The organism is Rhodococcus sp. SG20037 (genome assembly GCF_031763325.1).
In the GTDB taxonomy this organism is placed as follows: domain Bacteria; phylum Actinomycetota; class Actinomycetes; order Mycobacteriales; family Mycobacteriaceae; genus Rhodococcus_F; species Rhodococcus_F qingshengii.
In genome coordinates, this window is record NZ_CP134497.1 from 4,937,617 (window position 1) to 4,961,378 (window position 23,762).

28 protein-coding genes are annotated in these 23,762 nt (G+C 61.9%); 15 read left to right on the top strand and 13 right to left on the bottom strand.

The genetic code is table 11. The features are described 5' to 3' along the window. Positions 1 to 41 precede the first annotated feature (41 nt). Complete coding sequence (locus RHP72_RS22570; protein ID WP_311093821.1) at positions 42 to 1,220, top strand: acyl-CoA dehydrogenase family protein; 1,179 nt, start codon at positions 42 to 44, stop codon at positions 1,218 to 1,220. A gap of 4 nt (positions 1,221 to 1,224) precedes the next feature. On the opposite strand, the gene RHP72_RS22575 is transcribed toward RHP72_RS22570, so the two are convergent. Continuing rightward, positions 1,225 to 1,851 (bottom strand): TetR/AcrR family transcriptional regulator, encoded by a 627-nt coding sequence (locus RHP72_RS22575; RefSeq protein WP_030535343.1) that lies wholly within the window; start codon positions 1,849 to 1,851, stop codon positions 1,225 to 1,227. Beyond that, entirely contained in the window at positions 1,848 to 2,504 is a 657-nt protein-coding gene (locus RHP72_RS22580) for a TetR/AcrR family transcriptional regulator (protein WP_007733534.1), read from the bottom strand. Before RHP72_RS22580 ends, RHP72_RS22575 begins: the two co-directional genes overlap by 4 nt. A gap of 183 nt (positions 2,505 to 2,687) precedes the next feature. Here RHP72_RS22580 and RHP72_RS22585 point away from each other — a divergent pair, with 183 nt between their 5' ends. Genes RHP72_RS22585 through fadD11 form a run of 7 tightly spaced genes read left to right on the top strand, consistent with a single transcriptional unit; the run spans position 2,688 to position 10,957 of the window. Next, positions 2,688 to 4,244 (top strand): NAD(P)/FAD-dependent oxidoreductase, encoded by a 1,557-nt coding sequence (locus RHP72_RS22585; RefSeq protein ID WP_311093822.1) that lies wholly within the window; start codon positions 2,688 to 2,690, stop codon positions 4,242 to 4,244. Then, positions 4,244 to 5,176 carry a metal-dependent hydrolase gene (locus RHP72_RS22590; RefSeq protein ID WP_003940129.1) on the top strand — a complete coding sequence of 311 codons (933 nt, stop codon included), beginning with the start codon at positions 4,244 to 4,246 and terminating at the stop codon, positions 5,174 to 5,176. Before RHP72_RS22585 ends, RHP72_RS22590 begins: the two co-directional genes overlap by 1 nt. Then, complete coding sequence (locus RHP72_RS22595; RefSeq protein WP_007733536.1) at positions 5,173 to 6,264, top strand: PDR/VanB family oxidoreductase; 1,092 nt, start codon at positions 5,173 to 5,175, stop codon at positions 6,262 to 6,264. Before RHP72_RS22590 ends, RHP72_RS22595 begins: the two co-directional genes overlap by 4 nt. Then, the gene (locus RHP72_RS22600; protein WP_311093823.1) at positions 6,261 to 6,761 is read left to right on the top strand and encodes an SRPBCC family protein; all 501 of its coding nucleotides are present in this window, start codon (positions 6,261 to 6,263) and stop codon (positions 6,759 to 6,761) included. Before RHP72_RS22595 ends, RHP72_RS22600 begins: the two co-directional genes overlap by 4 nt. After that, positions 6,758 to 8,191, top strand: a complete 1,434-nt coding sequence (locus RHP72_RS22605) for an aldehyde dehydrogenase family protein (RefSeq protein WP_311093824.1) — start codon at positions 6,758 to 6,760, stop codon at positions 8,189 to 8,191. The genes RHP72_RS22600 and RHP72_RS22605 overlap by 4 nt, the downstream gene beginning before the upstream one ends. 4 nt (positions 8,192 to 8,195) lie before the next feature. Next, positions 8,196 to 9,158, top strand: a complete 963-nt coding sequence (locus RHP72_RS22610; RefSeq protein ID WP_064073968.1) for an SDR family oxidoreductase — start codon at positions 8,196 to 8,198, stop codon at positions 9,156 to 9,158. Next, positions 9,155 to 10,957 carry a fatty acid--CoA ligase FadD11 gene (gene fadD11, locus RHP72_RS22615; protein WP_311093825.1) on the top strand — a complete coding sequence of 601 codons (1,803 nt, stop codon included), beginning with the start codon at positions 9,155 to 9,157 and terminating at the stop codon, positions 10,955 to 10,957. Before RHP72_RS22610 ends, fadD11 begins: the two co-directional genes overlap by 4 nt. Here fadD11 and RHP72_RS22620 read toward each other — a convergent pair. From RHP72_RS22620 to RHP72_RS22640, 5 genes are all read right to left on the bottom strand, one after another. Beyond that, positions 10,933 to 12,018 carry a sulfate/molybdate ABC transporter ATP-binding protein gene (locus tag RHP72_RS22620; RefSeq protein WP_007733546.1) on the bottom strand — a complete coding sequence of 362 codons (1,086 nt, stop codon included), beginning with the start codon at positions 12,016 to 12,018 and terminating at the stop codon, positions 10,933 to 10,935. The two genes, fadD11 and RHP72_RS22620, sit on opposite strands and share 25 nt — an antisense overlap. Further along, positions 12,015 to 12,824: an ABC transporter permease gene (locus RHP72_RS22625; RefSeq protein ID WP_083056871.1), complete on the bottom strand. Its 810-nt coding sequence runs from the start codon at positions 12,822 to 12,824 to the stop codon at positions 12,015 to 12,017. The genes RHP72_RS22620 and RHP72_RS22625 overlap by 4 nt, the downstream gene beginning before the upstream one ends. Continuing rightward, positions 12,821 to 13,630, bottom strand: a complete 810-nt coding sequence (gene modA / locus RHP72_RS22630) for a molybdate ABC transporter substrate-binding protein (protein WP_042451258.1) — start codon at positions 13,628 to 13,630, stop codon at positions 12,821 to 12,823. The genes RHP72_RS22625 and modA overlap by 4 nt, the downstream gene beginning before the upstream one ends. A gap of 25 nt (positions 13,631 to 13,655) precedes the next feature. Further along, entirely contained in the window at positions 13,656 to 14,051 is a 396-nt protein-coding gene (locus tag RHP72_RS22635; RefSeq protein ID WP_003940157.1) for a molybdopterin-binding protein, read from the bottom strand. 125 nt (positions 14,052 to 14,176) lie between these two features. Beyond that, on the bottom strand, positions 14,177 to 14,755 hold the full coding sequence (locus RHP72_RS22640; RefSeq protein WP_007733549.1) for a carboxymuconolactone decarboxylase family protein: 579 nt from the start codon (positions 14,753 to 14,755) through the stop codon (positions 14,177 to 14,179). 135 nt (positions 14,756 to 14,890) lie between these two features. On the opposite strand from RHP72_RS22640, the gene RHP72_RS22645 reads away from it, so the two are divergent. After that, positions 14,891 to 16,081, top strand: coding sequence for a pyridoxal phosphate-dependent aminotransferase (locus tag RHP72_RS22645; protein ID WP_003939670.1), 1,191 nt, complete (start codon positions 14,891 to 14,893; stop codon positions 16,079 to 16,081). Further along, on the top strand, positions 16,078 to 17,088 hold the full coding sequence (locus RHP72_RS22650; protein ID WP_003940556.1) for an AraC family transcriptional regulator: 1,011 nt from the start codon (positions 16,078 to 16,080) through the stop codon (positions 17,086 to 17,088). Before RHP72_RS22645 ends, RHP72_RS22650 begins: the two co-directional genes overlap by 4 nt. Here RHP72_RS22650 and RHP72_RS22655 read toward each other — a convergent pair. Both RHP72_RS22655 and RHP72_RS22660 read right to left on the bottom strand, forming a co-directional pair. Next, complete coding sequence (locus RHP72_RS22655) at positions 17,085 to 17,510, bottom strand: VOC family protein (protein ID WP_003940409.1); 426 nt, start codon at positions 17,508 to 17,510, stop codon at positions 17,085 to 17,087. The two genes, RHP72_RS22650 and RHP72_RS22655, sit on opposite strands and share 4 nt — an antisense overlap. Positions 17,511 to 17,567: 57 nt before the next feature. Next, positions 17,568 to 18,008, bottom strand: a complete 441-nt coding sequence (locus RHP72_RS22660) for an Lrp/AsnC family transcriptional regulator (protein WP_020970517.1) — start codon at positions 18,006 to 18,008, stop codon at positions 17,568 to 17,570. Positions 18,009 to 18,087: 79 nt separating this feature from the next. Between RHP72_RS22660 and RHP72_RS22665 the strand changes: the two genes are divergently transcribed. The 3 genes from RHP72_RS22665 (at position 18,088) to RHP72_RS22675 (ending at position 20,433) form a co-directional block, all read left to right on the top strand. Next, on the top strand, positions 18,088 to 18,825 hold the full coding sequence (locus RHP72_RS22665) for an AzlC family ABC transporter permease (protein ID WP_003940360.1): 738 nt from the start codon (positions 18,088 to 18,090) through the stop codon (positions 18,823 to 18,825). After that, positions 18,818 to 19,147, top strand: coding sequence for a branched-chain amino acid transporter permease (locus tag RHP72_RS22670; RefSeq protein WP_003940007.1), 330 nt, complete (start codon positions 18,818 to 18,820; stop codon positions 19,145 to 19,147). Before RHP72_RS22665 ends, RHP72_RS22670 begins: the two co-directional genes overlap by 8 nt. A gap of 140 nt (positions 19,148 to 19,287) precedes the next feature. Continuing rightward, positions 19,288 to 20,433 (top strand): HoxN/HupN/NixA family nickel/cobalt transporter, encoded by a 1,146-nt coding sequence (locus RHP72_RS22675; protein ID WP_211920778.1) that lies wholly within the window; start codon positions 19,288 to 19,290, stop codon positions 20,431 to 20,433. A 22-nt stretch (positions 20,434 to 20,455) separates the two neighbouring features. Here RHP72_RS22675 and RHP72_RS22680 read toward each other — a convergent pair whose 3' ends face one another. Next, on the bottom strand, positions 20,456 to 20,824 hold the full coding sequence (locus RHP72_RS22680; RefSeq protein WP_042451261.1) for a hypothetical protein: 369 nt from the start codon (positions 20,822 to 20,824) through the stop codon (positions 20,456 to 20,458). 136 nt (positions 20,825 to 20,960) lie between these two features. Between RHP72_RS22680 and RHP72_RS22685 the strand changes: the two genes are divergently transcribed. Then, on the top strand, positions 20,961 to 21,335 hold the full coding sequence (locus RHP72_RS22685; protein WP_039973342.1) for a hypothetical protein: 375 nt from the start codon (positions 20,961 to 20,963) through the stop codon (positions 21,333 to 21,335). A gap of 53 nt (positions 21,336 to 21,388) precedes the next feature. On the opposite strand, the gene RHP72_RS22690 is transcribed toward RHP72_RS22685, so the two are convergent. Both RHP72_RS22690 and RHP72_RS22695 read right to left on the bottom strand, forming a co-directional pair. Then, the gene (locus tag RHP72_RS22690; protein ID WP_003940014.1) at positions 21,389 to 21,850 is read right to left on the bottom strand and encodes a hypothetical protein; all 462 of its coding nucleotides are present in this window, start codon (positions 21,848 to 21,850) and stop codon (positions 21,389 to 21,391) included. Positions 21,851 to 21,933: 83 nt separating this feature from the next. Continuing rightward, positions 21,934 to 22,725, bottom strand: coding sequence for a MerR family transcriptional regulator (locus RHP72_RS22695; RefSeq protein ID WP_007733557.1), 792 nt, complete (start codon positions 22,723 to 22,725; stop codon positions 21,934 to 21,936). A 248-nt stretch (positions 22,726 to 22,973) separates the two neighbouring features. Between RHP72_RS22695 and RHP72_RS22700 the strand changes: the two genes are divergently transcribed. Beyond that, entirely contained in the window at positions 22,974 to 23,201 is a 228-nt protein-coding gene (locus RHP72_RS22700; protein ID WP_020970523.1) for a hypothetical protein, read from the top strand. A 94-nt stretch (positions 23,202 to 23,295) separates the two neighbouring features. On the opposite strand, the gene RHP72_RS22705 is transcribed toward RHP72_RS22700, so the two are convergent. Further along, complete coding sequence (locus RHP72_RS22705; protein ID WP_007733561.1) at positions 23,296 to 23,712, bottom strand: hypothetical protein; 417 nt, start codon at positions 23,710 to 23,712, stop codon at positions 23,296 to 23,298. Positions 23,713 to 23,762: the final 50 nt, after the last annotated feature.

Genomic DNA, 23,762 nt, shown 5'->3' on the forward strand with positions numbered 1-23,762 from the left:
ATCCGCTCGCGGGTCGCACTTCATCGATCGGGAGAATCACGATGACGCAAGGATCTACCGCAACCCGGACCGCAGAACGACGGTCCCCGTGGATGGACGACGAATTGGAGGCCGTGGCCGACCTGGCAAGGAACTTCTTCGCCAAACACGTCACACCGCATCAGAAACGCTTCGCGTCCCAAGGTTTTCCCGACAAATCCGCATATCGAGAACTCGGGGCGCTCGGGCTCGCCGGCATGTCGATCCCCACCGAGTACGGCGGCGGAGGAGGAACTTTCGCGCACGACGCCGTGCTGTTCCACGAGCAGGTCATGGCGGGTGATCATTCACTCCAACTCGGCGTGCACTCGGGAATCGTGCCGCACTACCTCAATGCCTACGCCGATCACGAGCACAAACTGCGCTGGCTACCGAAGCTGGTGAGTGGCGAGTGGGTGGGCGCAATCGCCATGACCGAGCCCGGCACCGGATCCGACTTGCAGAACATCACCACCCGAGCCGTCCGCGACGGTGACGACTATCTGATCAGCGGCGCAAAGACCTTCATCTCCAACGGTCGCAATTGTGATCTGGTGATCATTGCCGCCAAGACCGATCCCAGCCTCGGAGCGCGTGGAGTGTCGCTCATCGTGGCCGAGGTCGATGACAACACACCGGGTTTCGAGCGCGGGCGAATACTCGAGAAGGTCGGACAGAAGGGCCAGGACACCACCGAGCTGTTCTTCGACCGCTTGCGGGTGCCTGCAACAAACCTGCTCGGGGACCGCGAAGGCACAGGGTTTGCCCAGCTGATGCAGCAGCTACTGCCCGAACGATTGATCTGCGGAGTTGCAGCCACTGCGGCAATGGAGCGTGCAGCCGCCCTCACCGTCGAGTACACCAAATCCCGAAACATGTTCGGGCAAAAGCTCTTCGATCTGCAGAACACGCGCTTCGAACTTGCCGAGTGCGCGTCCATCGCTCGTATCTCACGAACGTTCATCGACGACTGCATCGTCAAATACCTTGCCGGGCAGCTCGATGCGACTACCGCCGCGATGGCCAAGTACTGGCTCACCGATCAGCAGTGCGCCGTGATCGACCGCTGCGTGCAACTACACGGCGGGTACGGCTACATACTCGAATATCCCATCGCTCAGATGTATGCCGACGCTCGTATTCAGCGAATCTACGCCGGATCGAACGAAGTCATGAAGGACCTCGTGGCGAGATCACTCTGAGCAATCAGGAATCCGCCTCGCACGCCGGCAGAACGTCACGCACGATGGCGAGCAAACTGCGTACCAGCAGAAGGTGCACCTGTTCGCGGTCGAGCGCTCCCGTCACCAACCACTGCTTACTGGCAGCCTTGGCCAAGCCTCCGTACGCCACGATCATCGAATGAACAGCAGCCTCGCTGCCTTCACTCGGTCGAATCTCGAGCGCATCCATCATGCGTCGCGCAGCAACGTCGTCAGCATCCTGCAGGATCCGATCCATCTCGGGATCACGGCGGAGGTCGTCGGACATGACTGTCGAGATCCACATGTCGCGATGACGCCAGGCGACGTCGAGCCACCGATCGATCACGGCGCCGATCCGCTTCTCCTGGCTCGCCGATCGCGGAATGCGGTCCACCGCCACTTCGGGAATGAAGACGAACCGCCGCACGACGTCGAGATACAACTCCCGCTTGGAGCCGAAGTAATGATTGAGCAGCGGACGTCCGACCCCAGCCGCCTTGGCCAACTCGGTCATCGAGACGTCGGCAAAAGACTTCTCCTCGAAAACCTTTGCCGCGCTGACAATGATCTGCTCACGCCGGTCTTCGGGACCGAGACGCCTTCCGCCTGTGGCCGACGCGGACGTCATTCTTTTCTCGCGGGCGTGCTGTTGACCGTCGCCTGCGCCTCGACCATGAGCGAAATGTGCTCCACCAAACGCTTTCGAGAGATCTTGGAGGACGGGGTGTGCGCCTGATAGATGAACGCGAGGGCACCGAACAGCCCCACCGAATTGAGTTCGGAGTTCGCGGAGTCGGTTGCCTCGCCGCCGTACATCAGCTCGAGCGACGCGGAAATCGGATTCGTGAACTCCGCCATCAATTCTCGCCCTCGATCCCACAGCGCAGGTTCCGCCTGGGATTCGACGAACATGATGCGTCCACGTCGAGGATCTTTGAATACGTAGTTGGTGAAGGCCTTCACCACGTGGCGGATCAGGGCCGACGGTTCGGAAGGCGCCGCCTCGAGAGCGTCCAGAATAGTGTCACGCGCACCGAGAACGACCTCGTCGAGCACGGCGACCAGCAGTTCGTCACGGTTGGCGAAGCTCTCGTAGAAGTACCGTTCGGTCAGCGCGGCCTCGCGGCAGGTCGCACGCATGGTCGCGGCGGCCGCTCCCTCGGTACCCATGATCTGCAACCCGGCTTCGATCAGCTGTGTCCGGCGCGCGGCGCGGCGATCTTCCGGTTCCTGCCCACGCCACCTGCGCGGGCCGGTGCGCCGAGCCTCGGTATCCGTCATGTCCCCATGTTCTCACTGACCGGCAGCGCTCTCGACCTCAGGTTATCGCGGCGACCTCCGCAAGCGAACTGACATCGCCCGATGTCAATCAGTTGAATTCTGACATCAACCGCTGTTGACATCACTTGATGTCAGACTTACTCTTCGTTCAGTTGTTCACGCACCAATCAGGAGGCGTCACACATGGTCGACATCGACCCAACCTCGGGGCCATCGGCCGGTGACGAGGAAACTCGAACTCGCCGAACACGAGTCGTCGTCATCGGAGCCGGTTTCGGCGGCATCGGAACGGCTGTCCGCTTGAAGCAGTCCGGGATCGACGACTTCGTCGTTCTGGAACGTGCCGCGGAGCCCGGGGGAACCTGGCAGGTCAATACCTACCCCGGTGCACAGTGCGACATCCCGTCGATTCTGTACTCGTTCTCGTTTGCGCCAAATCCGAACTGGACGCGGCTGTATCCGCTACAGCCCGAGATCTACGACTATCTCCGGGATTGCGTCCATCGCTTCGGACTGGCCGGTCATTTCCACTGCAACCAGGACGTGACAGAAGCTTCGTGGGACGAGCAAGCCCAGATCTGGCGGGTACACACTGCGGAAACCATGTGGGAGGCACAGTTCCTGGTCGCGGCCACCGGCCCGTTCAGTGCCCCCGCCACACCCGACCTTCCCGGGCTCGAATCGTTTCGTGGTCAGATGTTCCACACCGCGGACTGGAACCACGACCACGACCTTCGCGGTGAGCGGATAGCCGTGGTCGGCACCGGCGCCTCTGCGGTGCAGATCATCCCCAGACTGCAACCGCTCGCGGACACGTTGACCGTGTTCCAGCGGACACCGACGTGGATCCTGCCGCACCCGGATCAGCCGATGACCGGCTGGCCGAGCGCTCTCTTCGAGCGGGTGCCGCTCACCCAACGACTGGCACGCAAGGGACTTGACCTGCTCCAAGAAGCCCTGGTACCCGGATTCGTGTACAAGCCGTCACTGCTCAAAGGGCTGGCCGCACTCGGCCGAGCACACCTTCGCCGGCAGGTGCGGGACCCGGAGCTTCGCGCAAAGCTGCTCCCCCACTACGCATTCGGATGCAAGCGTCCGACGTTCTCGAACACCTACTATCCCGCGCTGGCGTCACCCAATGTGGAGGTGGTGACGGACGGAATCGTCGAGGTGCAGGAGCGCGGAGTCCTCACCGCGGACGGCGCCTTCCGGGAAGTCGACACCATAGTCATGGGAACCGGCTTTCGTATGGGAGACAACCCGTCGTTCGACATCATCCGGGGCAAGGACGGCCGCAGCCTCGCGCAGACGTGGAACGGCAGTGGCGAGGCCTTCCTCGGCACCACCATCAGCGGGTTTCCGAACTTCTTCATGATCCTCGGCCCCAATTCCGTGGTCTACACCTCGCAGGTCGTCACGATCGAAGCGCAGGTCGAGTACATCGTGAGCTGCATTCTTCAAATGGACGAGGGCGGCATCGGCAGTATCGACGTCCGGGCAGACGTGCAGAGAGAGTTCGTGCGCGCGACCGACCGCCGACTCGCCACCAGCGTATGGAACGCCGGCGGGTGCAGTAGTTACTACCTCGTCGACGGCGGCCGCAATTACACCTTCTATCCCGGATTCAACCGATCCTTCCGCACCAGGACCAAACGAGCCGACCTCGCTCACTACGCGCAAGTACAACCCGTCTCGTCCGAATCACTCACCACTGCCCGAGAAACCGTGAGGAGCCGATAATGCTCGGCATCAACGCCTTCCGAGGCACACCCGTCGTCGCACCGTCCGGCGCGCGCCGCTACACCGACGAAGCACATGCGATCGCCGCCCGTGACGTCGAATTCGACTGGGACGGCGTACCACTGCATTACGTGCCGAACGAACCGATGGTCACCCACGTCATCAACTTCATGCATCTCGTGTTGCCCGAGGGAGAGCGGGCCATGTCCGCAACGCTCGCCGAAGCGCTCCCGCTCATCGAGGACCCCCGCCTGCACGAAGAGGTGGTGGGATTCGTCGGCCAGGAAGCAACACACGCGTCGTCGCACAAGGGTGCACGCGAGCATCTTGCGGACCTCGGCATGGACATGAAACCGATGTCACGCCGGATGGACTGGCTCGTGGACAAGATATTGGGCGACAAAGGATTGACCGGAAAAGCCAAGCACGCCTGGCTCTGTGAACGTCTCGGCTTGTTTGCCGCGATGGAGCACTACACGGCGGTGGTCGGGGAATGGCTGCTCACCGATCCCGCCCTCGAAGATGCCGGCATGCACCCGACGATGCTCGACATGGTCAAGTGGCACGGCGCCGAGGAAGTCGAGCACCGCAACGTGGCCTTCGACGCCTACATGTACGTGGACGGTAGCTACGCCCGCCGCGTTCGCACGGCGCTGCTCGCCAGCTTCACGTTGTTCGTGTTGTTCATCGCCTCGATGAACTACCTCTTCCGGCAGGACCCGTCGAAGGCGAAGGGCCGCCTGTGGCCTCTGCAACTGATCAGCGCCACTCGCCGCGGCCTGGTCCCGAACATGAAATTCCTGATCACCGAGATTCCTCCGTATCTGCGGCCGAGCTTCCATCCGTCCCAGATCGGGGACATGGACGTAGCCATGCGCTACCTCGCTCGCTCACCTGCCGCCAATCGTTCTTCCGAAAAGAGTGAAGGATGAACAAGACGACTGCCGACCGTCCTCACGACGCACAAGACTTCACACCGACCCGGTCGTTGAGGATTGCCGCACAGGCGACGAGCGCATACCGTCGAATCTTTGCGTCAAGTCCTGCAGCGCAGATACTTTCGCGTCCCAACCCGGTCCGCTACAGCGGATTCGACATGACGCTGGACGTGAAGTCCGTCCGGTTCGAGTGCGCAGACGTCCTGAGTGTCACCTTGACCCCGAGGGAAGGAATCACCCTGCCGTCGTGGATTCCCGGCGCTCACCTAGACGTCATTCTCCCCTCGGGAAGGCAACGACAGTATTCGTTGTGCGGAGACCCTGACGACTTGACCTCGTATCGGATCGCCGTCCGGCGGATCGACGAGGGCGGGGGTGGCTCCCGCGAGATACACGAGTCGCTGAAACCCGGAATGGTTGTCGACGTACGAGGGCCGCGGAATGCATTTCCTTTTGTCACTGCTCCGTCGTACCTCTTTGTTGCGGGCGGAATCGGGATCACTCCGATACTTCCCATGGTGCAACGCTGTCACCGCCGCGGAGTCCCGTGGCGATTGGACTATCTCGGACGAACTCGGGCAGCTATGCCATTCCTGAACGAGATCGAGGAGTATTCCAGCGGCCGGGTAACCATCCGACCCGACGACGAGCTGGGTCCGACGGATATCGGAACACTCGTCGCTGCTGCGGATCCAGGTGCCGCGGTGTACACGTGCGGACCGGTTCCGCTGATGAACACGGTGCGTGCGGCAACTTTCGCCGCCAACCCGACCGGATCGGTGCACAGCGAGAGGTTCTCCCCACTCCCGGTAGTCGACGGCAAGGAGTTCACGGTGCATCTGGCGCGCACCGGTCTCACCGTCGATGTGGGCGAGTCCGAAAGTGCATTGGCTGCAATACGACGCGTACTTCCCGGAGTAGCGTATTCATGCCAACAGGGCTTCTGCGGTACATGCAAGGTCCGGGTGCTCTCCGGGACCGTCGAGCATCGAGACACCCTCCTCACCGAATCCGAACGTACTGGTTCGATGTTGACCTGTCGATCACGTTCCACCGGTGGGTCTTTGGTGGTGGACCTGTGAAGGGAAAATTCTCTCTTTCTGCGGCCGACGCAGCCTTCATCCGCTCCGCTCCGCTGGTGATCACTCACCGGATCGAATCCGAAGCGACATGTGAAAGCTTGTGGCAGACGTTGACCTCGGACGGAGCGCTCACGTCGTGGGCGCACGGGATCACCGGAGCCGACTGGACCTCGGACAGACCATTCGGCGTCGGGACTACGCGAACCGTGCGAGCCGGCGCTTTTGCTGCACTGAACGAGCGATTCTTCCGCTGGGACGAGGGGCGCCGGATGTCGTTCTACGTGGAGTCGGCGTCACTTCCGGGGTTCAAACGCTTCGCTGAAGATCTGGTGTTGGAACCGACTTCGACTGGCAGCCGCCTCACCTGGACGTTCGCTTTGCAAGCGCAGCCGTGGTTCGCCCCCATTCTGACTCTGTCCCGACCGATCCTCCAACGCGTCACCCGCGGCTGGGCCGACGGCGCCGTCCACTACACACTTCAAGGAACTCCACGATGACGGCGACCGAGATCGACACGACCACACAGGCGTCCGACGACACAGTGACACAGGCAGTGCGCGACGCCCGTACTGCTTCCGAATGGTGGGCAGAACTGACATTCGAGCAACGCGCTCGTCGACTGGATCGGTGGCGAGGAATCATCGCTCGTCGCGCATCCGAACTCGCCGACGTCGTGCACCGGGACATGGGCAAGCCGCACCCTGACGCAATGCTCGAAATCGCCATGGCACTAGAACATCTCGCGTGGGCGTCGAAGAATGCCCGAAAGGTATTGGGCAGGCGCAGCGTCCGCTCCAGTTTGTTGACGGTCAATCAGGCCGCCTCGGTGGAGTATCGACCTCTCGGGGTGATCGGTGTGATCGGTCCGTGGAACTATCCGGTCTTCACCCCACTCGGTTCGCTCTCGTTCTCGCTGGCTGCAGGCAACGCCGTGGTCTACAAGCCGAGTGAGTTCGCACCGGCAGTCGGGCAATGGTTGGGCCGCGCCTTCGCCGAGGTCGTCCCTGAACATCCTGTGCTGCAGGTCGTCACGGGCGATGGTTCGGTCGGCGCGGCACTGTGCCTGGCCGGTGTCGACAAGATCGGGTTCACCGGATCGACCGCGACGGGCAAGAAAGTCATGGCAGCGTGCGCCGAGACCCTCACACCGGTGTTGATGGAATGTGGTGGTAAGGACGCGCTCATCCTTGATGCCGACGGAAATGTCGGTGCCGCCGCGGATGCTGCGGTGTGGGGAGCATTGTCCAACTCCGGTCAAACCTGTCTGGGCGTCGAGCGTGTATACGTGCACGAACATGTCTACGGCGAGTTTATCGACAAGACAATCACTTTGGCTGCCCGAGTTCATGCGGGTCCGGGTGCCGAAGACAAGATCGGTCCGATCACCATGCCCTCGCAAGTGGCTGTAATCCGGCGCCACATCGACGACGCGATGTCGCGGGGTGGACGTGTCGTTCTCGGAGGGCTCGGCTCGATCTCCGGCCAGTACGTGCAACCGACCATCATGGTCGACGTCCCCGAAGGCAGCCTCGCCGTCACGGAGGAAACTTTCGGCCCGACGATGACGATCACCAAGGTCGCCTCGATGGACGAGGCGGTGGAGTTGGTCAATGCGTCGCCATACGCATTGGGAGCAAGCGTGTTCGGCAAGGACGGAGCGGCTGTTGCCGATCGGCTCCGATCCGGAGGAGCGTCGGTGAACTCTTACGTGATGTATGCCGCGGTTCCCAACCTGCCACTGGGTGGGGTCGGAGCATCTGGTTTCGGACGCGTTCACGGCCCAGATGGTCTGAAGGAGTTCACCTACGCTCGTTCGACGACCCGGCAACGATTCCGTTCGCCCCTACCACTGACGACGTTTCGACGGACCGCCCGAATCGACTGGCTGGTCAAGGTTCTCATCCGCGCACTACACGGAAGGCACTGAAGCAATGACGGGACGCTTGTCCGCAATTGCGGGAACAGTCCGCGATCTGGGCATTCCACTGCCCGGACGCCGACTCGACTACGACGTCGCCGGGAAGGTCGTACTGATCACCGGTGGAGGCGACGGTATCGGTGCAGCGCTGGCGCGCACTCTCCACCGGCGTGGGGCCACCGTGGCACTGGTCGACGTCAACGAGAGTTCATTGGCAACGGCCGAGCGCTCATTCGAGTCACAGCGAGTCGTGACGGTGACGGCCGATGTCCGAGATCGGGACGGCATGACCGCAGCCGTGCAAACGATCATCGAGCAGCTGGGCAGAATCGACGTCGTAGTGGCCAACGCCGGAATCACCCCTCCCCCGGCAACATTGCGCCAGATCGATCCCGACGCCTTCGATCGTGTGCTCGACGTCAATCTCACCGGCGTCTTCAACACCGTGCATCCGACCATCGACGAGGTGATCCGCAACAGTGGGCACATCGTCGTCGTGTCATCGGCGGCGTCGTTCGCCCCCGGTTTGGGCGGCGCTTCGTACATGATCAGCAAGGCTGGGGTCGAAGCGCTCGGCCGGGCGCTGCGTCTCGAGGTTGCCGGCTACGGCGCTACTGCCGGCATCGCGTACTTCGGGATGGTGGATACACAACTTGCACGCGCAACACTCGACGACGACGAGATCGGGCGCAAACTCGACGCTCGACTACCTGGTCCCCTCCGTCATCGAATCTCCCCGGACCGTGCCGCCACCGTGATCGCCGACGCGATCGCGCGCCGCGCCGCCCGGACCCTTGCCCCCGCTGCCTGGGAACCCTGGGCGTGGGGACGCGGATTCATCAATGTCCTTGCCGACGGTTACCTGGCAAAAGACAAACAGGCACACGACCTGATCCGCGAACTCGAAGACAGAACCACCGCTGCGGCCCCGACGAATGCATCAGCCCTGCCAAAGGCATCCAGGAGAACATCATGACTACGTTGTGTGCAGCCTTCCAGCGAGTGTCGGCGGTGGCGCCCGACGCGGTGGCTTTGCGAGACATCGGCGATGCGCGAACACTGACGTGGCGCGCGTACGGCGAACAGGTTCGCGATGTTGCCGCGGGATTGGCCGGAATCGGCGTGGGACATGGCGATACGGTTGCATTGATGATGAGTAACCGCATCGAGTTCTACCCGATCGACGTCGGCGCCCAACACCTCGGCGCGACATCCTTCTCCATCTACAACACGTCGGCACCCGAAGCCATCCAGTACATCCTCGCCAATTCCGGTGCGCGAGTGCTCGTCTGCGAGGCCCAGTACGTGGATATCGTTCGCCGATCCGGTGCCACACTCGACACGATCGTGGTCGTCGACGCGCAACCGTCTGCCCAGCAGTCCGGCACCCTGACGCTGGAGCAGATGAAGTCCTCTGCTGCCGCCGATTTCGATTTCGAGAGCACCTGGCGTGCGGTGAAACCGAACGACGTCGCCACGTTGATCTACACCTCCGGCACGACCGGCAACCCCAAGGGCGTCGAGACGACTCATGCCTGTCTGTTGTTCGAAACCACCGCCGTCAGTGCTGTACTCCCCGTCGAGTTCGGTGACCGCATCACCTCGTACATGCCGTCGGCGCACATCGCCGATCGGCTCACCTGCCTGTACATGCAAATGGTGTTCGGCACCCAGATCACTGTCGTGCCGGATCCGAGCCAGGTAGCGGCTGCGCTTCCGGACTGTCGCCCCACGATCTGGGGCAGTGTCCCCCGTGTGTGGGAAAAGCTGAAGGTTGCAGTCGAATCGGCCGTCGCCAACGAACCGGACGACGCGCGGCGAGCGGCATTGCAGTGGGCACTCGACGTCGGTCGCACTCGGCTCGCACACTTGCGAGCCGGTGAAACAGTCCCCGCCGAACTGGAAGCGGACTACGCCCGAGCCGATGCAATGGTCCTCTCCGCTCTGCGTGCGAAACTCGGTTTTGCCGAACTGAAGTGGGCCATCTCTGGCGCTGCACCGATTCCGCCGGACACCTTGGCATTCTTTGCAGCCCTGGGAGTTCCGATCTCGGAGATCTGGGGAATGTCCGAGCTGACATGCATTGCGAGCACCGCACCGGCCGAGCCGACCCAGCTGGGAACGGTCGGAAAGTTGCTTCCAGGCATGGAAATGCGCATCGAGGCGGACGGTGAGCTACTGGTTCGAGGACCGTTGGTCATGAAGGGGTACCGCGGCGAACCGGCAAAAACGGCCGAAGCGATCAGTGCAGACGGTTGGCTTTCGACCGGAGACATCGTCACGGCCGACGCAGACGGATACCTCACGGTGATCGATCGCAAGAAGGAGCTGATCATCAATGCGTCGGGAAAGAACATGTCCCCCGCTGCCATCGAGACCGCAGTGAAGACGTCGTCGTCGTTGATCGGTGAGGTCGTGGCAATCGGAGACGGCCGAAAGTTCAACACAGCGTTGATCACTCTCAGCGCCGACGCCGCGGTCGGAGCGGCACGCTCACTGGGACTTGCGGCCGAGGCCGCGGTACTCGCCAAGGACGCTCGGATCGTCGACATCGTTGCAACTGCTGTCGCCGAGGGAAACTCGCGTCTGTCGAGGGCCGAGCAGATCAAGCGGTTTCACGTACTCACCACGTTCTGGGAGCCAGGCGGCGACGAGCTGACACCGACGATGAAGCTCAGGCGCAAGCCGATAGCCGAGAAGTACGCGTCCGAAATTGCAGCCCTCTATGCGGATTCGGTCGTAGAGGACGTCTACGAGCCTGCGCCCTGCGCATAGATCAGCGTCTCGGTGGCCTTGACCACAAACGTAGCGGCCGATCCCGGAACCAGATCGAGCTCGGCCGCTGCGCTCGCCGTGATGTCGGCAGACAAGCCCGGCTGGCCGGCTTCGTCCTCGGCTCGGACTCGGACGACATCGCCTCGATTTTCGATCTCCGCGATCGTGACCGCAAACGCGTTTCGTGGGCTCCCGTGAGGCGGATCCAGGTAGACCGACACTGCTCGCGGCTCGAAGACTGCCACGGCGGCACTGCCGGCCGGTAGGTCGGTCTCCGTCTGGCCCGCGATATCCACCCCGACCGGACTTCTGAGCATTCCGTCTCCGGCCATCGTGCCGCTGCGCAAGTTGATCCCTGCGATGCGTGCTGCAAATGCACTACGCGGGCGAGTCAGAACTGTTCGTACGTCACCACGTTCGACGACCCGGCCGCCGTCCAGCACGACAACGGTGTCGGCAAGGGCCAGCGCATCCAGAGCGTCGTGCGTGACGAGCACGGCCGTGCGATCTCCTGTTCGGAGCACTCTACGCAGCAACGACCGCAATGCCGGGGCGGAGGCGACGTCGAGCGCAGACATCGGTTCGTCGAGCAGGAGTAGTTCGGGTTCAGCAGCCAATGCCCTCGCCACTGCGACTCGTTGCGCTTGACCGCCGGAGAGCTGTGACGGCTTGCGGTCAGCCAATTCGGCGGCGTCGACTGCGTCGAGCCAGTGGCGCGCGGAATCGGCGGAATCGCGACGCGACCGCCCTGCACTGCGCGGCGCGAACGCCACGTTCGCGGCCGCACTGAGGTGGGGAAAGAGAAGTGCCTCTTGCGCGAGTAGAGCAGTGCCGCGCCGATGCGGCGCCAACGCGACTCCCCTACCGGTATCGGTGAGAACGCGAGAATTCAGTTCGATCAACCCACGCCGCGGGTGATGTAGTCCGGCAACCGCCGCCAGTACCGTCGACTTGCCTGCGCCGTTCGGTCCGAGGACAGCGGTCACCTCACCGGCCGCGACGTCGAACGTCGCAACGACATCGCGCTCCGGAATCTCGATGTCGACGTGGAGGCCACTCACAACGAACCCGCCGATCCGCGTCCACGCACCGCAACCACGATGACCACCGCGACTACGACCAACACCAGCGAAAGCGCTACCGCTGCATCCGGATCGGTCTCACGCTGGAGATAGATTTCCAACGGCAGGGTACGCGTGACCCCTTGCAGACTTCCCGCGAACGTCAGCGTTGCACCGAACTCCCCCAGTGCGCGAGCGAAAGCCAGCACTGCCCCTGACACCAGACCGGGAAGCACCAGCGGCAAAGTCACCCGGCGAAGCACGGTGGTCGGGCGGGCTCCGAGCGTCGAGGCTACGGCCTCGTATCGTGTGCCCGCAGTGCGTAGCGCACCTTCGAGGCTGACGACGAGGAACGGTAGCGCGACAAACGTCTGCGCCAGGACCACCGCGGTTGTCGAGAATGCTATCTGGATGCCGAGCACTTCCAACTGCTCACCGATCAACCCTTTGCGCCCGAACGTGTACAGCATCGCGATACCGCCCACCACTGGCGGCAGAACCAGCGGGAGCAGAATCAAGGATCGAAGAACGGACAGTCCCCGAAAATGACTGCGCGCCAACACCGCGGCCATCGGTACGCCGAACAGGATGCACAGCAGCGTGCTCATTGCCGCTGTCTTCAAACTCAGTTTCAACGCGGCAACCGACGATTCGGAAGTCACGAGTTCCCAGAACTGCGACCACTGCACGGTGGCCAGCATCGCCGCCAAGGGCGCGATGACAAACGCCCCGCCGATCAGCGCGGGAAGGTAAATCCATACCGGCAACCCGAGCGGGGCTCGGGCTGACGGTCGTAGGCGTGTCACGGAGCAGCGAATCCCGCGTCACCCAGAACTGCCAAGCCCTTGGGGCCCTTCACGAGATCGACGAACTTCGTTGCCGTTTCCGAATTCTTCGAATCCTTCAGCACCGCAATCTGGTACAGGTTGACCACCGTGGTGGCTTCCGGGAACGCGACGGTCTGAACCTTGTCACCAGCGGACTTCGCGTCGGTGACGTAAACGATGCCGGCATCGGCCTGCCCGGACGTCACCTTGTTGAGAACGTCGGTCACCGACGATTCTTCGCTGACGGGCGAGAGGGTCTCGCCTGTGGCCGTCTCGACCTTCTTCGTAGCCGCGCCACAAGGGACCTGCGGAGCGCAGATCACCAGTTGCGTCCCCTCCTTTGCCAGATCGGCGAACGACGCGATGCCCTTCGGATTGCCCGGCGGCACAACAATCGTCAAGGTGTTGCTCGCGAAGTCCGAGGGCGACCCCGCGACGACGCCGGCGTCGGTGGCCTTGGTCATGTTGGCGGCGTCAGCCGAGGCGAACACGTCAGCCGGTGCGCCCTGGGTGATCTGAGCGACGAGGTCCGAGGACCCGGCAAAGCTGAATGTGACCGATGAACCGGGGTTCTCGGACTCGAATTCCTTGCCGAGTTCGGTGAAGCTGTTCTTGAGTGACGCCGCTGCGAAGACGGTGATGCTTCCCGTGGCACTATCACTGGAAGTGGTTGTGGTCGGAGCGGCCGACGACGTCTCCGACGAAGAATTGTCGGAGGAACTACAACCGGTCACCAGGGCAAGCGAAAAGGCACCTGCTGCAACAAGTCCGACTACACGCTTCACGAATTTCCTCCAGTATGTTCAAAAACTACGGCGTTTCCACGATGACCGTGGTGGCCTTCACGATTGCGACTCCGATACTCCCGACCTCGAGTCCGAGCTCCCGAACCGCGTCGGTACTCATCAACGAGACGACAGTGAAGGGCCCACACTGCATTTCGACCTGAGCCATCACCTTGTCGGTGACGACCTTGGTGACGAGGCCGGCGAACCGGTTGCGGGCCGAACTCGCACCCGTGAGCGGATCGGCCGGTGCGGGTCCGGCGTTGGACCGGGCGAAGCCCGCCAACTCGGCACCGTCGATGACCTTGCGGCCGGAGTCGTCCGTCGTCGCGGTGAGAAGCCCACCGTCGACCCACCGCCGGACGGTGTCGTCACTGACACCGAGCAGGCCGGCAGCTTCGCGGATTCGAATGTTGGGCACCAGGTGATCGTAGGTCGCAAGTGCGGACCTAACAAGCCGAAATGCTCCGCAGATGCGTGAACTAGTCAATCATGATCACGTATCTGCGGAGCATTGTCGATAGTTGCCGTAGACGAATCAGCGCATCATTCTTCTGCCCAGGGCACACGGCAGGAGTCGGTGCTGAACCCCTGCTCGGTAATCCCCAACGCCGAATACATCCGGGCGCGCATGTTTTCGAGCCCGATCTGATAGGTCAGTTCCACGACGCCCGCTCGCCCGAACCTGCGCTCGAGATCCGCGACCTGTTCGTCCGTCACCCCGTTCTCCCCATGGGGGTCACCGGTCATGGCGTCGGCGTAGGCGATCGCGGCCCGCTCGTCTTCGCTGTACTTCGATGAATCCCGGTAGTTCGCGATCTCTTTCAACTTGTCGATGTCCAAACCGTCCAAGCGCGAGAGCATCGTCCCGAAGTCGACACACCACGAGCAGCCGACAGTCCAGGCGACGCGATAGACGGCCAGTTCACGAATGTTCGACGGCAGCACCTTCGACGCCTTCTGCACAGCCATTTCGTGGCGGGCAGCCGCTACGAACAATTTCCGATGGTTGGCCAGGACGGCAAAGGGCTCGGGGACTTCGTCGTACTGCCTGGCGGCGAATTTGTATGCCACTTTGATCAACGGACTGGCTTCTGACGGTGTCACTGCGGGAATGCGAGTCATGGCAAGCCTCCGTATGTTCTGGGGCACCGGATTCGATGCTCTCTACAGAGTTGGACGATGGCGGCGATTCAAACGTGACAAGCACCGCGTCCGAGCGGATGTGAGGATGCGGTGTCAGCCGACTAAGCTGCAAAGATGCCTTCGACGCCCCGCAACCGCACCGTCTCGCGTCTGCAGCCGTTCGCATCTACGATCTTCGCCGAGATGACAGCGTTGGCCACACTTCACGACGCGGTCAACCTCGGTCAGGGCTTTCCGGATACCGACGGTCCTGCGGCCATGCTCGAGGTAGCGCGCCGAGCCATCGCCGAGGGCGTCAATCAATACCCGCCCGGTCCGGGCATGCCCGTCTTGCGTCAGGCCATCGCGGAGGATCGGCGCATCCGCTACGGACTCGACAGTGATCCCGACTCCGAAGTTCTGGTCACCGTCGGCGCCACCGAGGCGATCAGTGCTGCGATTCTCGGACTGGTCGAACCCGGCGAAGAAGTAGTGCTGATCGAGCCGTACTACGACTCCTACGCTGCATCCGTCGCGTTGGCAGGCGCTGTACGTCGCACAGTTCCGTTGGTAACCGCGGGAGACGGATTTGCGGTCGATCTCGATGCATTGCGCGGCGCGATCACCGCCAAGACGAAGATGCTGATCGTCAACAGTCCTCACAACCCCACCGGCACCGTATTCACCGATCACGAACTTCGAGCGATCGCCGAACTCGCGTGCGAACGCGACCTGATCGTGTTGAGCGACGAGGTCTACGAGCACTTGGTCTTCGACGGCCTCACCCACACACCGATGGCGTCGCTCCCGGGCATGCGTGAGCGCACCGTCACGGTGTCCAGTGCCGCAAAGACTTTCAATGTCACCGGCTGGAAAACCGGCTGGGCGATCGGCCCGCGCGAACTCATCGACGGAGTCCGTGCCGCCAAGCAGTTCATGTCATTTGTTGCCGGTGCACCGTTCCAACCGGCCGTTGCCTACGCGCTCACCAACGAACAGCCGTGGGTCGTCGAACTTCGACAGAGCTTGCAAGGCAAACGCGACGTGCTCGGTAAAGCTCTGACCGAGGCCGGTTTCACGGTGCATTCCGGTGGCGGCACGTACTTCCTCCTTGCCGACATCAGACCGTTAGGCGAAACCGATGCGGGAGATTTCTGCCGCGCACTGCCCGAGCGGATCGGCGTCGCGGCCGTTCCGGTCGACGTGTTCGCGGACAACCGCGACGATTGGAAGCACCTGGTGCGCTTCGCCTTCTGCAAGCAGGACCACATTCTGTCCGAAGCTGCACGCCGTCTCCACCTGCTCCAAGGAGCAGCGCACCCATGACAGCGCGGACCATCCCGACCGCATTCGTCCACCGCTATCTCGCGTTCTCGCCGGACAACGACGTCGACTTGTCGGGTGCACTGCGCGCTGCCGGGATCGACCTCGAGACACTGTCCGACCCGCGCGCCCGGCTGACCCCGACTCAGGTCACCACGTTCATCCAATCCACCTGGCAGATCACCGACGACGAATTGTTCGGCCTCGGATCCGCCCCGGTCCCCCGTGGCACTTTCCGATTGATCTGCCTGACGTTGATCCATTGCCCTGATCTCGGATCGGCCTTCGCTCGAATGTCCGACGTGATCCGTGCGCTACCGGCTCTGGCCCCACTGTCGATCGAGAAGGGCGAGGAAAGCACTCGGGTGAGTTTCGCTGTCCGAGCTCGCGAAGGCGTCGCCGAACCTGATGTCGCAGAACGTGTCACAACCGATTTCGTCCTGATCTTGCTGCACCGATTTTCCGCATGGTTGATCGGAAAGCGCGTCCGACTTCGGGCGGTCGAGTTTCCGTACTCGGCACCGGATGCACGGTTGGCGCAGGACTACGACTACATCTTCGGAGCGCCGGTCACCTTCGGCGCGAAGCGCGCGGCACTGGAGTTCGACAACTCGGCCATGCGTGCACCGATCATCCAAACCGAGGAGACGTTGGAGGAGTACCTCCGAGAATCTCCGATTCAGCTCATGTCCGAACGTGATTACGACAGCACTGCGTCGGCGCAGGTACGACGGGTCCTGGAACTCGGGGTGAAGGGGCGAACCTCCACGGCCGAGGAGATCGCGGAGATGCTCTCGATCAGCGTTCCCCATCTGCGTCGACTGCTGCGGCGTGACGGAACATCACTCAATCAACTGCGCGAGGAAGTGCTCCGCGACGTAGCCATCGCTGGTTTGCGGCGCGGAGAATCCGTCGAAGTACTCTCGGCGCGATTGGGGTTCTCCGAGCCCAGCGCCTTCCGTCGGGCCTTCAAACGATGGACCGGCGACACTCCGAGTTCGTACCGCTAGCTGACGCAGAACTCGTTTCCTTCGGGATCGGTCATCGTGATCCACACGCTCGGCCCCTGCGCTCCTCGGTGCAGGATCGTCGCCCCCACCGTCTCGAGGTGCGCTGCGACATCCTCGCGCTTGTCGCCCACTCGTATGTCGAAATGGAGCCGGTTCTTCACCGTCTTCGATTCCGGAACCAGTTGGAACAGAACGCGGGGACGTTCGGGATGCTCCGGATCGCTGATGGCCGCACCTTCGCGCCAGACGAGGACTCCCTCGAATGTCGTGGTGTCGGATTCCTTGGCGTGACCAGCGGCGACGAGGCCCCTGATGAAGTCTTCGTCGCTGGGCTCCGCTGCCCACCCGAGTGCTGCGGCCCACCACTTCGCCTGTTCGTGCGGATGTGCCGAATCTACTGTGACTTGAAATTCGTATCCCATGTTCCGACGTTAACGCCGACCACCGACACCTAGTGAAGGTTCAGCCGAGCCCGGGAGTCAGTCGACGCTCTTGATGGTCTTCATGGTGATCAACGATGTCACCCGCGAGACAGCCGGAAGCCCGCTGAGCTTGGTGACCATGAAGTTCTCATACGTCGCGAGATCTTTCACCGCGACCCGAATGAAGTAGTCGGGAATTCCGAACAACCGCCGACATTCGATCACTTCGTCGAAGGCGGCGACCTGGGATTCGAAGTCCTCGATGGTGGCCTGGTCGTTGACTCCGATCTCGGCGGTGACGATCACCTGAAATCCTCGACCGAGCGCTTCCTGACTGACGATCGCCCGGTACCCGGTGATGATTCCGTCGGCTTCGAGCTTCTTCACCCGACGCAGGCAAGGTGAGGGTGTCAGACCCACCAGATCCGCCAACTCGGTGTTGGTCAAACTCGAGTCCTGGCGTAGGTGAAACAAAATTGCGTCATCCATGGCATCCATCGCACTATTATTGCGCACTGTTCAATATGTGGGCATTCTGAGCAATCGATCACCTCGATCTTTGTTATAGATTTGCGTCGTGATCGAACCAGCATCGTCGACGGCCGCACCAGCTGTCGAACTCCCACCGCGAACCCCGGCGTGGCGGCACGCCTTCCAGCTGTCGCTACCGGTTGGATTCGGCCTGCTCCCACTCGGGATCGCACTTGGCGTTCTTGTGGTCCAACAAGGGCTCAGCCCTTGGTGGGCAGTCGCTTTCACCTCGCTGATCTACGCAGGATCGCTGGAGTTTCTCGCGGTCGGAATGGTCGCGGCCATGACACCGCTGCCGTACGTCGCTCTGACCGCACTGCTGGTCAACTTTCGACATGTGTTCTACGCCTTGAGTTTTCCGCTGGAAAAGATTCGCAACCCCTTCGCCCGCTTCTACAGCATGTTCGCGCTGACCGACGAGGCCTATGCGATGTCGGTAACTGCCGATCCCAAGGCACTCACCGGACGCGTCATCGTCTACTCCCAGCTGTACCTGCACGGCTACTGGATCGGTGGCGCGATTCTGGGCGCGACAGCAGGACAGTGGATTCCGGACTCGATCGTCGGCCTCGACTTCGCCCTGACGGCGTTGTTCGTCGTCCTCTCGATCGAAGCGATTCGCGCACAAAACGGATTCGCGGTGCCGGTCGCCGCGGTCACCTGCGCTCTGGTCGCCCGGCTCGCCGCGCCGGACCACATGCTGCCAATTGCAATGGGCGCATTCGTGCTCTTCCTGATCGGGCGCTTTGTCTACGACTCACGAAAGGCGAAGATCGATGCCTGACACCTCGTACATCTTTGCCGCGGTCGCAGTCATGGCCGTGGTCACCTTCGCGCTGCGCGCAATCCCCTTCGCCGCGCTCATGCCGCTGCGCTCCTCCGCCCTGGTCGGCTACCTCGGCATCTACATGCCGGCAGGCGTCATGTTGATTCTCGTCATGTATTCACTCAAAGGGGTGTCGATCACCGCCCCTTCTCATGGCCTACCCGAACTGATTGCAGTGTGCGCCACGATCGCCGCGCACCTCTGGCGAAAGAATGCCGTCCTGAGCATCGTCGTCGGAACGACGATCTACGTCGCGCTGGTCAATACCGTGTTCGCCTGAGCATTTCCCATCGACGAGCAAAATATCTTTACTCCCGAATGGGCAATTTGTAACCTCCAGGCGCTTATCTGAACAGTTGAACACTTATACGATTTCAGTAGCGTGGCCGCCGGCCGCGACTGAAGGATCGGTGAGGTTCGATGTCCACGACAATGACCACGACAGGCACTCGAATCGCCGGTGCTTGGCACAGTCTGGATCGAGGCCAGCGTCGAAGCATCATCGGGATGACCGTCACCGTCGTAGCGCTCAACGTCGTCGGGTGGGCAGTTCTTCTCGGCCTGGTTGTCCCCGGCCACTACACGATCGAAGGCAGTGTCTTCGGCGTCGGACTCGGCGTAACGGCGTACACGCTCGGCATGCGCCATGCTTTCGACGCCGATCACATCGCCGCTATCGACAACACCACTCGGAAGTTGGTAGCGGACGGCAAGAAACCGATGTCCGTCGGGTTCTGGTTTTCGCTCGGACACTCGACCATCGTCTTCGTACTCGTCGCCCTCTTGGCTTTGGGTGTGCGGCAACTGGCCACCAGCCTTTCCGACGACAACTCCGATCTGGAGAAGTGGACCGGCTTGTTCGGCACCACCATTTCCGGCACGTTCCTGATTTTGATCGGAATCTTGAACCTTGTCTCTCTCATCGGGATTCATCGGGTGTACACGAAGTACAAGGCCGGAACCTTCGACGAGGAACAACTCGAGAAGGAACTCGACAGCCGCGGCGCCTTGAACAAGATTCTGGGCCCGGTGATGAAGATGGTTCGCAAGCCCTGGCACATGTACCCGGTCGGCCTACTGTTCGGATTGGGATTCGACACCGTCACCGAAGTCGGGCTGTTGGTGATCGCCGGCGGCGCGGCGGCGACAGGGCTCCCGTGGTATTCGATCCTCGTTCTGCCGATCCTCTTCTGCGCCGGGATGTCGCTTTTCGACTCGATCGACGGATCGTTCATGAACTTCGCCTACGGTTGGGCATTTGCTCAGCCGGTCCGAAAGATCTACTACAACATGGTGATCACCGGACTCTCGGTGGCAGTGGCACTGCTGATCGGGACCCAGGAAATCATCTCGATTTTCACCGACAAACTCGACATTCACGACGGGTTTATCGGCGCCATCGGGAACTTGGATCTCGGCGCGATGGGCTTCATCATCGTCGGACTCTTCGTCGCCACCTGGCTGATTGCTCTACTCGTGTGGCGGTACGGCCGCATCGAAGAACGGTGGCAGGCTCAGTCCGGTGCAGCAGTAGCACGACGAGCGACAGCAGACGAAGCGATGTGAGTTCGACTCGGTCTACGCAGAATCATGGGCCACCCGAAAGCGAATAGCTGATGTACGTCTCGCCCCATTTCAGGTACGCGCTCGACGTCGCCTGGCCGCGGATCTGGTCGTTCTGCCACTGGTAGACAGCGCGCCACGGAAATACGGAACTCACTTGTTCCAAGGTGTACTGCTCACGATGGCCCTGCGCGAATCGCTGTTCGAGATCTTCACGAGTGCGCGGCGGGAAATTGCTGATCAGGTAGGTCCGGCCGAGAGCCTCGATGCGCCCTGGCGGCGCAAAGACATCAGCGCTGCGATAAGTGAAGGCCGCATACAGGTAGGCCGCCACCACAATCGTTGCCAGCGCTACCGCGCCGATCTTGAATGCACGTCGAAGCAGGGTCGGCATTACTCACAGTACAATCCAATTCTCCTGTCGAGCACATTCAGTGCGTTTCCCACATTTATCGAAAGACGCATCCCGCGGAGTTGGCGAGATGCAATAGTGGAGTTCGAACGGGGTGAGCCCCGGCTAGGAGAAAACGGTGCGGATACGTCATGCGGTAGTGGGTGTGGCAATCACGGGACTTGTTCTTGCAGTGGCAGGCTGCGGTGGCGGCGACGGCGAAGCTGCCGAAGGACCAGGCATCGCCGTGGCGGCGGAAACCAAGCAAGTTCCCGACCGGGTGACCGTGCATCGACCTGGCCTCATCGACACCAGCATTTCCCCGTTCGACGTGCCTGCATGGCCAGGGCCGCACCCCTCCGAATTCCTCGAGCCCAACCCGCCGTCGGGCGAGAGCGGTGAGATCGCCGGCGACCAAGCTGCGGCAACGTACGCGGCCTCGCTCGACAACCCCGATGCACTATGGAATGTCGGTGGCACGGTGCAGTGGCTGGTTGTCGAGCCGATTCCCTGAAGGTCTTCCATCTAGGTCTCCGCTCTGACCGACTCCAGACGATCTTTGCGAGTTCAGTCCCGCGACAACGCTGCACAGAATTCGCCGGGTTGGTCGACATGCAACCGCAGCCCACCGATCGTGGTGGGAGTGGCCTTCGAGAGCCGTTTCGGGAGCGTGACCGAGAGCGGTTGATCGAAGTCGACATCCACGACAGTGCCGTCGGGCCCCGGCAGAACCAAGCGATCGTCGACAATCGCATTTGCTGTCTCACCGAATCTTCGGACCATGCTCGCCCGCGAAATCCGTGATCGGTCCACCTCGACTCGAATGCCCGTGCCGGAACGAAACACCACCGTTCGAGCGGACACGAGATGCGGGTGCACGACGCGTCCGGCAAGCCAACCGCCAATCGCAATCAGCGACAACACCGTTGCAACGAGCAGCACGACGCGAAGCCACTGCCACGGCACCAGGAAGTGAATCGCCACGGCCTCGATCACACTCGCCGCAACAAATGCCACCGGTATCGACATGGTCCCCCTCGCGTAGCCGAAAGTCGCTGTATCACTGGAACCTCCGTCTCTCCTGCCCGTCGAGAACAACCACAGTGATCGGATCACGCCGTACCGCCTGACATGAGACGTGTTGCGACGCGCGCGACCACTTCACGTTGCGCTGGATCGGGCACCAGGTCCGCGATCCCAACCGAGAATCCCACGCCTGCGGAGTCTCCGTCTGAGTACACATCGCCGAGCACCCCGCCCAGTGATTCCTCCAGTTCGTCCGACAAGTACGCGATCTCGTCTGCAACCTCGGCTACCTCGCGCCCAGCCAGAGCGGCGAAACGACGGTACAGATCCACAATTCTCTTCCGGTCGCCCTCGTCGGACAGCAATCGCGCAGCCGTGGAGAACAGTTCGTGTGGCGCTGCTCCCGAGATCGCCACCAATTCCCACATGTCGCGTTCACGCTCGAACAGACGCCGAACCGAATCCGTCGGGGACGACGCGATCAACTCGTCGAACGCCGACAGCAGCTCCATCGGGAGCGGCGAGACCACCCTCCCAGCACCTCGCGCCGTGAGCATTTCCTCGAGGCGCACTCGCTGGTCTGCGAGGACGCGCTGCTTCCGGTCTATCTCCGCGATCAGGGAGGAAAGATCTTCGGCGAAGTCGTCCGGTTCTCGTGCATCGATCGGCGTCGGTTCGATCATCGCGGCAATGGATCCGAGTGGAATGCCGGCGGCGGAGAGCCAACGAATGCGCATCAGCCTGACCAGATCGGGAAGTTCGTAAGTTCTGTAACCGTTGGACAGTCGTCTCGGCTCGGCCAGCAACCCCAGTCGGTGATAGTGCCGAACGGTCCGCGGAGTGGTGCCTGCCGCACTGGCCACGTCGCTGATTCGCATACGAACAGCCTTGACTATGACGCTACGTCATAGTCAAGGCCCGGCATGTCGGGCCTTGAGGCATAAGGTCCTGTTCTTCCTGTGTGGAGTTTCGCAGACGAATTTCGCGGGTATTGATCACTTGCGGCGGCGATTTCCAGAGCGAGGGGTCAGCCGCGCAAGGTCTGCCCCCGGCTGTCACTCGCCGGGCGGCGGGCCGCCAAAACCAGCGGGCCGCCAGAAACTATCTGTGCCAGGCGATGATTTCGATGCAAACGACACGACTCGACACCATCCTGATTCTGATCGTCGGGACGGCAATCGGACTGAGCGTCTGGCTGGCTACGCAGGAACCATTCGCGTCGATCGGACTCGGAATCGCAACGGTAGTGATCTGCTGGATCTCTTGCTCGATGATCCATGGCTTCCCACACCGATCGACGAAGGACATGCGTCCGCGCGAGAACCAGGATCGCGAGTCACCGAAACGGCGCTGACGCCGCGTAGGGATGAGGCCAACCGTGGAGGCCCGGACACAGCGAAGTTAGTGGTTCACCTACCGCAGGTGAACCACTCACTTCGGTCAGAGGATCACACCTCGTCAGGTCGCCAGGTCGCGACGGCCCAGATCACAGCGACGTCGAGGGCGATGATCACGATCGACCACAGCGGGTAGTACGGCATCCACAGGAAATTCGCCACGATCGAAAGTGCCGCGATGACGAATGCCATCCCGCGGGCCCACGCCATGCCGACGAACAATCCCAGCGACACCGCGATGCCGATGATTCCGAGCACGATGTGGATCCAACCCCATGTCGTGACATCGAATTCGAAGGTGTAATTGACTCCGACGATCAGCAGATCGTTGTCCGCGAGAGCCGCGATGCCCTGCAGCAACGCGACGATTCCCGCGACGAAGAGCAGGCATGCTGCCGCCACCGTGGTCCCGATGGCAAAGCCTTGTCGGACAGGGTGGTTCGCATGAGATTGGTGCGGAGCAGTCATGACATCCCCTTCTTCGGCGAAATAGCGTGAGAACAGTATTCAAAGGTTCA

What these genes read in the sequence shown, in the direction of transcription:
- RHP72_RS22575 (WP_030535343.1), bottom strand. Translation starts at nt 1,851, where the DNA reads ATGACGTCCGCGTCGGCCACAGGCGGAAGGCGTCTCGGTCCCGAAGAC.
- RHP72_RS22640 (WP_007733549.1), bottom strand. Translation starts at nt 14,755, where the DNA reads ATGACTCGCATTCCCGCAGTGACACCGTCAGAAGCCAGTCCGTTGATC.
- RHP72_RS22610 (WP_064073968.1), top strand. Translation starts at nt 8,196, where the DNA reads ATGACGGGACGCTTGTCCGCAATTGCGGGAACAGTCCGCGATCTGGGC.
- RHP72_RS22570 (WP_311093821.1), top strand. Translation starts at nt 42, where the DNA reads ATGACGCAAGGATCTACCGCAACCCGGACCGCAGAACGACGGTCCCCG.
- RHP72_RS22580 (WP_007733534.1), bottom strand. Translation starts at nt 2,504, where the DNA reads ATGACGGATACCGAGGCTCGGCGCACCGGCCCGCGCAGGTGGCGTGGG.
- RHP72_RS22700 (WP_020970523.1), top strand. Translation starts at nt 22,974, where the DNA reads ATGCAAACGACACGACTCGACACCATCCTGATTCTGATCGTCGGGACG.
- RHP72_RS22655 (WP_003940409.1), bottom strand. Translation starts at nt 17,510, where the DNA reads ATGGGATACGAATTTCAAGTCACAGTAGATTCGGCACATCCGCACGAA.
- RHP72_RS22690 (WP_003940014.1), bottom strand. Translation starts at nt 21,850, where the DNA reads ATGTCGATACCGGTGGCATTTGTTGCGGCGAGTGTGATCGAGGCCGTG.
- RHP72_RS22590 (WP_003940129.1), top strand. Translation starts at nt 4,244, where the DNA reads ATGCTCGGCATCAACGCCTTCCGAGGCACACCCGTCGTCGCACCGTCC.
- RHP72_RS22695 (WP_007733557.1), bottom strand. Translation starts at nt 22,725, where the DNA reads ATGCGAATCAGCGACGTGGCCAGTGCGGCAGGCACCACTCCGCGGACC.
- RHP72_RS22705 (WP_007733561.1), bottom strand. Translation starts at nt 23,712, where the DNA reads ATGACTGCTCCGCACCAATCTCATGCGAACCACCCTGTCCGACAAGGC.
- RHP72_RS22645 (WP_003939670.1), top strand. Translation starts at nt 14,891, where the DNA reads ATGCCTTCGACGCCCCGCAACCGCACCGTCTCGCGTCTGCAGCCGTTC.
- fadD11 (WP_311093825.1), top strand. Translation starts at nt 9,155, where the DNA reads ATGACTACGTTGTGTGCAGCCTTCCAGCGAGTGTCGGCGGTGGCGCCC.
- RHP72_RS22675 (WP_211920778.1), top strand. Translation starts at nt 19,288, where the DNA reads ATGTCCACGACAATGACCACGACAGGCACTCGAATCGCCGGTGCTTGG.
- RHP72_RS22650 (WP_003940556.1), top strand. Translation starts at nt 16,078, where the DNA reads ATGACAGCGCGGACCATCCCGACCGCATTCGTCCACCGCTATCTCGCG.
- RHP72_RS22605 (WP_311093824.1), top strand. Translation starts at nt 6,758, where the DNA reads ATGACGGCGACCGAGATCGACACGACCACACAGGCGTCCGACGACACA.
- RHP72_RS22660 (WP_020970517.1), bottom strand. Translation starts at nt 18,008, where the DNA reads ATGGATGCCATGGATGACGCAATTTTGTTTCACCTACGCCAGGACTCG.
- RHP72_RS22585 (WP_311093822.1), top strand. Translation starts at nt 2,688, where the DNA reads ATGGTCGACATCGACCCAACCTCGGGGCCATCGGCCGGTGACGAGGAA.
- RHP72_RS22680 (WP_042451261.1), bottom strand. Translation starts at nt 20,824, where the DNA reads ATGCCGACCCTGCTTCGACGTGCATTCAAGATCGGCGCGGTAGCGCTG.
- RHP72_RS22670 (WP_003940007.1), top strand. Translation starts at nt 18,818, where the DNA reads ATGCCTGACACCTCGTACATCTTTGCCGCGGTCGCAGTCATGGCCGTG.
- RHP72_RS22595 (WP_007733536.1), top strand. Translation starts at nt 5,173, where the DNA reads ATGAACAAGACGACTGCCGACCGTCCTCACGACGCACAAGACTTCACA.